Raw genomic sequence first — 9,881 nt, forward strand, 5'->3', positions numbered from 1 at the left:
GGCCGAGGCGAGAGCATTTGCGCCCATTTCAGCTTCGGAGGTCGCTGTTGCGGGGTCCCCGCACGAATATCCAAAAATTCGAACCCCTTCCTACTCTCGCTGATACGATCGGTGACCATCGTTTTTCCGTGGCAGTAGTACGTGGCGGATAAAAGAGATGTTTTTTGAATGCAATATCCGAGGCCTCTTCAAGTAGGCCGAGAATTCTGCGAGCCGATGTGATTCAGGATCTTCTATGCGTTTCGCACCACCCGCTGCCATCCCAGCATCTATAGGCCCAGAATCGAGCGGACCGGCGAACTTGATCCGCCGCCGTGCCCGATCGTTGGCGCACGTCCTCGCCAGGCTTGTCGCAGTCCTGGTGTCCATGTTCATCGCGGGCATCGCGGCGGCACAAAGCAGCGGAACAGTTCAGCTGTCCCAGCCCTACCTGGACGCAACCAAGTCGACCGACATGTCCACGCAGGCGTTCACCGCTCTGCTGGGAACGTTTTTCACCAATCCCTTCGCCGCGATCGGGAGCGCATCGACCCTTTTGGGTTCCATGTTCCTGGTCTTCAACACGTTCATCCTGGTGGCCGGCACCATCTGGGCGACATACGGCATCGGGGTGGCCATCGTCCAGACCGCGCACGAGGGCCAACTCATGGGCAAGAAGCTTTCGCAGGTGTGGCTGCCGATCAGGATGGTGACCGGCGTGGCCAGCCTGATCCCGGCATTCGGAGGCTTCTCGCTTTCCCAGGCCGTCTTGGTGTTTGCCACTACGCTGGGGATTGGCGCGGCGAATCTAGGGTTCGACGCGATGGTGAACGGGACGAACAACATGACAACGCTGGTGGCTCCGTCCTTCGTGAGTCCCAAGGCACCTGGCGGTGCGTCGTTGGAGGAGGCGGCCTTCGCAGTGTTCCGTGCGCGGATCTGCATGAACGCCCAGAACGACTACGCGAGCGCTCAGGAGGCGAACGGCGTGGATATGACGGCTGAGCGAGTGGCTGCGACTACGCCAGGCGGGATCACCGGCGTCCAGTATGGGAAGCCGGAGGAGCGTGCGTTCTGCGGCGGTGTAAAGGTAACGGCGACCGTCAAGGACGGTAGCCGTTCGAGCAGTTCTGCCGGAGGTTATCGGGTTGCATCCGTCAACTATGACGGCATCGCGCAGGCAATGCAGGCTCGGGCTACGGGCAATTTCGGAAACTACGTGAATCAGATCGCAACGCTTGCCGATCAGTGGTACCGCGACTACAAGGCTTACCAAACCACGGGGGGTGCTCGTCCCGTGGTGCCCGTCCTTCGGCTTGAAGGTATTGCGACGACCTACTATTTGGCGATCCAGCCTCAGCTAGGGGAAGCGGAGCAGGGGGTGAACTCGCTGTCCGCGCAGGCCGTTGACTCGATGAAGAAGTTCGGCTGGTTCGGTGCCGGCGCTTGGTACGCGACGCTCGCCGAGGTCAATGCAGCCGTGGCTCAGGCGGCTCAGTCCGTCAGCTTCTCGCCGATTCCGATGGGGATCAGGAACACCGACGGCGGCTACAACACCGCATTGGATACGGTCCTCACCGGGCTCAACTCGGCAAGCGCTGCAGCTGCGTCGGACGAATCCAATGCCAACTCCGCGGCGGGCGCGTCGTCTTGGCAAGGCCTGTGCCGCATAGTCGCGGGCGCAATCGCGCCGCCGGGCTATCGCCCAACAGGCAACTGCAGCTTGGGCCAGACGTTCGCGATGGACCTGATCGATATGTCCACGGCTGGCGCCGGTGGTGCGACATCCACTGCGGGCGGGGGGTGGAGTACCAATGGGGAGCTGCGGATGATCGATCCGATCATCGCGATGAAAAATATGGGGGACTACCTGATGGTCGCGGCCGAGTCGCTGTTCACCGTCTACTCGTACATGAACCAGATCACGGAAAACAGCACTGGAACAAATATCATTGGCAGCACGATCATGAAGGTGGCAGGGAGCACGATCGGCAAGGTCCTGGCGCCGCTCAAGGCGCTGGGACCACTACTGCCGGCGATCGTCGGCGGTATGTTCATCGTCGGGATGATCATGAGCTTGTGGATCCCGATGATTCCGTTCGTGAACTGGTGGGGTGGCTTGGTTCAGTACCTAACCATCTTCTTCGAGGGCATCGCCGCAGGCCCGATCTGGGCCTTTGTCCACTTGGATGCGAACGGGGAGGGGATGGGCCAGCGAACTGAAACGGGCTATCTCTTTATCATCAACATGCTGTTCCGACCGTTTCTCATGCTGCTCGGCTTCGTCGCGGCGGCCGCGCTCATGATGGTCATGGGCAGTTTCCTTTTTTGGCTTTATCCGTCAGTGATGTCGAACGTGCAGGGCAACTCAATCACCGGCATCTTCTCCGTGATCGGCTTCCTGTTCATTTTCTGGATCCTGATGCATACGCTGGTCACCACTCTGAGCAACCTCTCGGTCATGCTCCCCGACCAAGCGCTCGCGTGGGCGGGCAAGGCGATCGGCGCCCAGCTCGGCCGCGAGGCGGAACAGAACACGCGTGGCCAGTTCATGGCGTTCGGGCGGTTCGGCCAGCAGGGAATGGGTGATGCCGTGCGCAGTGGGGCAAGGCGGCCAGCGAGCATGAAGGACAACCCAGGCGGCAGCGGGCCCAACACGCCCCCTACCAGGAGTGGCGCGCGTGGCGAAGGCCTCTGACTTGGGCGACAATGTTCGCCAGCTTGACCATCTTGTAAGAGCTAGGATATGAGCCAGTACGATGGATTTCTGAACGACATGGCGCGGCACACCGACCGTGTCATCGCTGATCGCCAGCTCGCGGCCGAGGTATCCCGTGGTCAGGAGATCATCGATAGGATCGCCGCCGAGCGCGATGCGTCTTTGCGTTTACAGACCCAGTATCGGGACTTGAACGCAGCGAATCTGGCGCTAAGAGTGGCTGCGCTGAACGAACTGGCAAAGGTGGATCCTACCCATCCCCTCGTGCGTGACGCCGATCTCCGCGATCGAATCATCCGCCACGCAAAACACACAATCGAGGCAACCAACGATTGGGACCAGGTGCGCGAGGTCGGTCGAACCTTCAAGATCCCCGGACGCTCGTAGCTCGTTTTCGCGTCCGCTGACCTTACGGACCGGAGTCCCGTCCCTTATGCTGGTGTCGTGACCATCGATACCAGACCTCCATTTCTCCCTCGAATCGACTTCGCCACGTGGACGACCAATTCGCCCAAGGGCGATGAAAGAACGCGCGCCGCACGCGGCATGCAAAAGTATTACTGGTGGATCGTCCCACGCGCTCTTTGCGAAGGAGCCAATCCCGATCCCCTGCCTGCTTGACAGTTGCGTCCCCGAAGGCACTGGGATTGCGATCGTCGAGAAGCCGGGCATCTATCGGGTCGAGTTGCTTGGGCCCGCGGCCATCGTCGGGAAGCCGCGGACCGGTGTCCCGATTGCGACCGTCTACAGCTTCCTGGACATGTCCAGCCCCTGCGACGTGATCGCTGCGGAGTGGGCGAAGAAGCAGCTGGAGTATGGAGCGCCGGGTCGTGCGGAGCTTCCCGGGCGGGGGTTCATGGCTGTCATCAAGCACAAATACGCGAAGCTCGATGCCCAGACGGGGCCGGCGGTCACCGAGATCTGCGACTTCCTGGGGTACGCGGCGTTCGCGCACAGCACGGGCAATTCGCCGCCCGAAGAGAGCCGACGTAGCTACCTTGCTGCCATGGCATCGCACGACGTGGCTGCGCGGAAGCACGTGCAGGGCTTGGTCGCGAGCTACGTCAGGCCGGCGGCCACCGCGCAAGCGGCCTGATACAGCCAGGCAAGCTGATCAGCCGCGCGGCGCCGCGGCTTCCTCCTCCTCCGGCGCTAGCACCTGCTCGAGCTGCTGCAGCTGTGTATTGCGCTCAATGTCGTAGCTCACCGGACGGCCTCTTCTGCCGACAAGCCGTCCGCTCGCTTGGCCCCGAGTCGAGCACGCGATGCCCAAAGCGCTCGTAGATGTGATCGGGCGCCAGCATGAGGAACTGCTCCTCCGGGAGATGGAAGACGTGAATCGTGCGCTTGCGCCAGGCGAGCGACTCGAGCTCCGGGGGAGGGCGATCGAGGACGGAATGTGCGGCTCGCCGAGCTCGGCCTCCCTGATGGACGTTGTCATGTGCTTGGGGCGACCTGAATACGTTCGCAACATTAGTCGGGCGCGGATTTGCAAAATTGCATCGCCAACTTTGATCGATTCCTTGCATCGAAAAGAACGAGCATGCTCTAATCCGTACACATTGTTTTGTAGCAACCTTCTTACAGGGAACAAAAAACTGATCAAAAACACACAAAAACGACCGACACAGCGCCGACGGGCGCCAGTCGCAGCGGCGCGTTCTCCTTCTGAGTTCTCGTCGCCTCGCTCAATCACCCGCAGCCGATCGGCCTCCATCCTCCYATGTTCATTAGCGCACCTCGACGCGCCTCGGCGCGGGCAACGACCAGCGCACCTCGCGCAGCTCTTCTCGCACTCGTCCTGGCGGCTTCCGCGGGCAGCGCATTTGCCGGGTTCGTGGACACCCGGCCCGCGCCGGCTGCCGCAGCGGCGCCTGCCGCAGCCAAGGGAGATGCCGCGGGCGAGGGCGTCGTGGCGACGCCAGTGGGTGGTGCCGTGCAGGCGGCTCCATCAGTTGCAGCCCCGGTGGCGCAATCCTTCACGATCTCGCGCAGCGACAGGACCATTCGGGAAGCGCTCGTCAGCTGGTCCAAGCGTGCCGGCTGGACTCACGACCCTGAGCACTGGACTGTTCCCTTCGACCTGCCGGTGCTCTCCTCCGCAGATCTCGGCACCGACTTCAAGGGCGCCGTCCGCGCGCTCCTGTCCAGCACCGACCTGACGAACATGCCGCTGCAGCCGTGCTTCTACTCGAACAAGGTGCTGCGCGTCGTTCCCAAGGCGGAGCTCTGCGATCGGATGGGCAGATGATCCACCCCAACCCGCACAACGTTCGCTTAGGACTTACAAACAACATGAACTCCGTTCGCCTCGTACTTCTTCCCGTGGTTGTCGCAGTCCTCGCAGGCTGCGCCTATCAGAAGAACGTTCTGGTCGACGCCGGGGCGGCGGACCAGGACATCGCCGCCAAGCGCAACCCGTTGGTTTACCAGATCCGCGACTCGGAGCGTGTGCGAATCGCGGCTCAAGACGTGGCGCGCCCCTTCATCGCCGGGAACCAGGAGCCTCTGGCGCGCGAGATCAAGATGCCGTCGGCTCTGCGCCGCTCGGTGCCGATCACCGCCAACTTTCAGCGCGGATCGGTCGACCTGCAGACCGCGCTGTACCAGGTTGCCGAGGCCTCGGCCCTGATCATCACGGCAACGCCCGACGCGCTGCTCCCGCCCAGTATGTTCGCTGCGAAGATGTCCAACAAGGATGCGCCGATCCTCGGTCCGTCGCGCGTGCAGCTCCAGGCATCGAACGTGCCGCTTTGGCAGCTGCTGGACGACATCGCCCGCCAGGCTGATGTCTCATGGCGACCGGTACCTACGGGTGCCGAGTTCTACCGCGTCGAGACCAAGATCTTCCAACTCTCCGCTATTCCCCAGGTCGCGACCACGTCAGCCACTCTCGGGCGAAATGGTGGTTCGAACAACGTGTTCGAGTCGCAGAGCAAGACCGGCTTCACGACCAAGGATCAGAACCTGATCACGGGCATGAAAGACACCATCGACGCGCTGCTGACCATGAGCGGCAAGGCCGTGATCAGCCAGGAAAGTCAGACCCTTGTCGTGACCGATACGGCACAGGCCCTTGCCCGCATCGGCAAGTACGTCGAAGACCAGAACAAGCTGATGTCGCGCCGTGTGCGCGTCCTGATCGAGTCGATCGAAGTGACGACGAGGGATGACAACGACTATGGGTTGGACTGGAACCTGATCTACAAGGCGGCAAATAGCGCTTCCTCGGTTACCTCGCCGGCGTCCCTGGTCGCATCGCAGGTCGGCACGATGGGATGGAGCCGTACGACTGGAAAGATGTCGGGCAGTGATGCCGTGGTCCAAGCTCTGAATGAAGTGGGCACCGTGGTGAACCGTCGCTCGTTCCCGCTCACGACCACCTCGGGCCGTCCGGTCACCCAGGCGATCCGCACGACGTTCAACTACGTCGACCAGGTGCAGGCCACCGCCGTGAGCTCGTCAATCATCAGCACGAGCGCTCAGGCGCCGACGGTGACCCAGAAGGAAGAGACGGTGGGCACGTTCGTGACCCTCGTGCCGACCGCCAAGGCCGACGGCACGATCTTCCTGTCGGTGAGCTTCGACGTGACGAGCGCGCAGCCGCTGAAGGCGTTCACCGTGGGGGCTGGCGATTCGGCTGTCACGGTTCAGCAGAAAACCATCGACGGGCAGGGCGTGATTCAGGAAGTGCCCGTGCGCTCGGGCCAGACGGTTGTCATCGGAGGCATCGAATCCAACTCCAACTCGGTGACCAGCCGTCGCCTCGGTGCCAACTTGCCCATGGCGCTCGGTGGCTCGGACCAGGGCCGCCACACCAAGAGCCGAATGGTTCTGCTCGTGACCGCGATCGCAGAGGAAGGTATCTGATTCATGTGAAAGCCGTCGCCGCCTCGCATGACTGACCGGATCTCCCAAGGAACTCTCTGTGGCCTTTTTCAAGAAGAAGACGAAATCCAACCAGGACAGCGGACGTTTGCCTCTGGTGGTTGCGGTTGACGAAAACGAGCCGAAGGCGATTGCTTTCGGTGTGAGCTGGCGCGCCGTCGCATCCCGCTCGTCAACGCGTGCGGATGCCATCAAGATCGCCCGGGGCGGCGGCGCAACCCATCTGCTCTCGTCGCTTCAGCAGTTCGGCTACGGACTCGTTCTGGCRACTGCTGCGCCGGCAGGAACCAAGGTCTTCGCGGCCGCTCGCGTCGCTGCACGCCAGCACGGCGGTGATGCGATCTACGCGCTCAAGCTGTTCCCTGACACCAACGAGTACTGGTTCGCAGTGATCCGGGGTGGCCAGCCTTCCTCGATCGACCGCGTCATCCTGTCGGACAACGACATGGAGCTGATCGAGGCCGCGCGTCAGGAGATCGCGAACGGCATCGAGGACAACATCACCTACGCGATCTTCACGAACCTCGAGGGTCACGACCTGGGCGACAAGGCTCGCAGCCTGACGGCTCAGGACCTCATGCTTGCGGCGACAGGCGAAGAGGACGTGCTGCAGGCGCTGCCCAAGAAGAGCGGCCAGATCCCGACGCCGGTGATCGCGGTGGTCGGCGTTGCCGTCCTCGTTGCCGTCGTCAACAAAGGCTGGAGCATGTATCAGGAAAAGGAGCGCCAGCGCCTGGCGCGCCTCAGCCAAAGCGCCGAAGAACCGCCGGAGCAGGCCTGGGCGCGCGCGACCCAGGCGTGGGCAGATGTCCACCGCGCCGCGGATCCGCAAGGACTCGCCGCAGTGCGCGTGTCGCTCGGCTCCGTCCAGCTCGTCTGGGGCGGATGGGACCTGCAGACCGCTACTTGCAACGCAGCGGCCCCCGTCGCTCCGCAGCCTGGCATGGCCGCTCAAGGCGGTCGGCGCTGGGGTTGCGCCGCGACGTTCGCCCGGAGCCAGATCGGTCGCCTCAATCGCGAGATGAAGGAAGACACCCCCGCTGGCTGGACGGTGCAGTACCGGGGCTTGGACACGATCGTCGCGACCTGGAGCCTCACGCAGGCGGCCCAGCCGTTCAAGTTCGAGGCCCTGCGCTCGGTCGAGTCCCATATGGTGGAGACGGTCAGCCGCCTGCAGAAGCTCCAGCCTTCTTTCGGCCAGGTCGGCGACCTGACCTTCGTGCCGGTCGAGATCACACCCCCTCGTAAGGGCGATGGCACCTCGGTACCAATGGTCGCATCAGTGCCCCAACTGCGCGCCGCCACTTTCACGCTGAAGGCCCCTCTGCGCAGCATCGACGCCCTCATCGACGCAGGTGTCGAAGCTGACTGGCAGCAGATCAGCATGTATTTCAAGCGGGCTGACGGCGAAAAGGCCGACCTCAAGTCCTCCGCACTGACCGCAGACATCAAGGCCGTCATCTACGCCAACGCCAATCAGCGATCAGCCGCAGATCTCAATCTCTCAAAGGCAACCTCGCCCATGCAATCCCTTCGTCTCCGTCAAGTTGCCGCACTGGCTGTCACCGCGTTCGCCGGCCTGGCGCTTACTCACGTCGCACACGCTGCCGATGCGCCCGCCGCGCTGGACAAGACGCCGCAGACCCCGGCAATGCGCGACAGCTTGGTCACTGTCGATTCGCTCATCACCAGCGAGAACCAGCAGGCGCTCTCTCGCGCCAAAGAGCAGTCCATCGCTGCCGGCCTGACGCAACCGCCGCCGAAGGTCGCGTCGCCCTCTGGCCCGCCCCCGGGGAGCATCACCGTCGCGTCGATCTATGGCATCGAGAACGATCTGCGCGCGAACATCACCTTCAACGGTGAGCCGTACGAGCGAGTGCGCGCTGGCGCCCGGATCGGAGGCTGTGTGATCACCGCGATCAACGGCCGCCTGGTTGTCCTGAAAGCCGCGCGCAAGGGTGTGCCAGCTGCGGCATGCCCCACCGGCACGTGGACCGGAATCCCTTCGATCCCGACCGGCGCGCAGATGGCAGATAGGGTGAGGGCCGCCCTGAACGGTATGCCGTCGCCGGCCATCCCGATGCCCTTCAACTCGGTCGGGGCGCCCACGTCACCCCTTCAATCCGGCCCGCGCGGTCCGGCTCCGCTGAAGTCGAACCAGCCGATGGTCCAGTTCATCCCAAGCGGTCCGGTAGCGCCTGGCCAGACCTCCATCCCCTTGATCCCGCGCCAGCTTGAGCCGGTGCAGGACGAGCGTCTGCAACAGCCCGCCGAGACCAACTGACCAGGAGCCGACAATGTTTGGACTCGGCAAACCGAAGGAAAAGTCTGCGCCAGCAGTGCGCACCGTCTCGGGCGCCCGTACGGTGACAAAGCCGGCGGCGGCCGCTGAAGTTCCTCGGCGCATCGTTACGCCCGGGCAGTCGGCCGGCCCGACCGCCCCGGTTGATGCTCCCGACGTCGCCAACTGGGGTGGTGTTCGGTTYAGCCGCACGCCCATCGCGATGGCGGACGACCTGGACAAGATCGTCTTCGACAAGGTGATCAACGAAGAAGTGAAGCTCGCGCCTCACCTCTATGCCTCGATTGCTGTTGCAAAGGTGCGGGCCACGGACAAGCTCGTCATGCTGTTCGTGGACAAGGAGAAGGCCAAACGCGAGGAGGTTGAAGCTGTTGTCAATCAGCTTGCCAAGCGCAACTTCCAGCTGACGGAGACGCCCGTGCAGGGCTACTTCGCCAGCTCAGGTCTGGTGATGGCGCTCTCGCAGGGCGACATTACCCAATCGAGCCTCCAGTTCGAGCGCGATGTGTCGCGTGATCCGACGAAGAACGCGCTCATGTCTGCGTTCACCGACGTAGTGTCCTGGGCATACGCGAACAAGGCCGACGACATCGACTTCGCCGTGGACCGCGAAGCTGCGAAGAGCCAGATCTGCTTCAAGATCGGCGGCCGGTACATCCGCCCGGAGCGCTTTCTCCTGCCGACCGACACCGTGATCGCCATGCTCGGCATCGCGTGGCAGAAGTCCGGCGGCGGCGCGTCGCCGCAGTTCGATATGAAGGTCGAGCAGCAGGCGTTGGTGAAGGTCAACCTGCCGCGCAGCCCTGCCATCCCCGATGGCGCGCGTGTGCGCCTGCGCTGGAGCGGCATGGCCATCGACAAGGGCGTGGTCGTCACGACCCGGATTCAGCGTCTTGGCGAGTCCGCCGCGATCCGCTCGCTGGACGCCGCGGGCTACCTGAACAGCCAAATGGACATCATCCGCCGGGTGATCAATTCCGAGGGCGGCATGGT

At 63.2% G+C, this 9,881-nt stretch carries 7 protein-coding genes; all 7 read left to right on the plus strand.

Annotated features, from left to right (window positions below):
* Positions 1-367 precede the first annotated feature (367 nt).
* Positions 368-2,677, plus strand: a complete 2,310-nt coding sequence (locus AC1DY5_RS28735; protein WP_478116952.1) for a DotA/TraY family protein — start codon at positions 368-370, stop codon at positions 2,675-2,677.
* Positions 2,678-2,725: 48 nt separating this feature from the next.
* Positions 2,726-3,085: a hypothetical protein gene (locus AC1DY5_RS28740; RefSeq protein WP_478116940.1), complete on the plus strand. Its 360-nt coding sequence runs from the start codon at positions 2,726-2,728 to the stop codon at positions 3,083-3,085.
* A 133-nt stretch (positions 3,086-3,218) separates the two neighbouring features.
* Positions 3,219-3,794 (plus strand): hypothetical protein, encoded by a 576-nt coding sequence (locus tag AC1DY5_RS28745; protein WP_478116942.1) that lies wholly within the window; start codon positions 3,219-3,221, stop codon positions 3,792-3,794.
* 741 nt (positions 3,795-4,535) lie between these two features.
* Positions 4,536-4,949 carry a toxin co-regulated pilus biosynthesis Q family protein gene (locus tag AC1DY5_RS28750; RefSeq protein WP_478116944.1) on the plus strand — a complete coding sequence of 138 codons (414 nt, stop codon included), beginning with the start codon at positions 4,536-4,538 and terminating at the stop codon, positions 4,947-4,949.
* Between the two features lie 44 nt (positions 4,950-4,993).
* On the plus strand, positions 4,994-6,568 hold the full coding sequence (locus AC1DY5_RS28755) for a hypothetical protein (RefSeq protein ID WP_478116946.1): 1,575 nt from the start codon (positions 4,994-4,996) through the stop codon (positions 6,566-6,568).
* Between the two features lie 58 nt (positions 6,569-6,626).
* Entirely contained in the window at positions 6,627-8,870 is a 2,244-nt protein-coding gene (locus AC1DY5_RS28760) for a hypothetical protein (protein WP_478116948.1), read from the plus strand.
* Between the two features lie 13 nt (positions 8,871-8,883).
* A partial coding sequence (locus AC1DY5_RS28765; protein WP_478116950.1) for a hypothetical protein occupies positions 8,884-9,881 on the plus strand: 998 nt, incomplete at its 3' end.

This window comes from Variovorax sp. P4_D9, assembly GCF_056401695.1.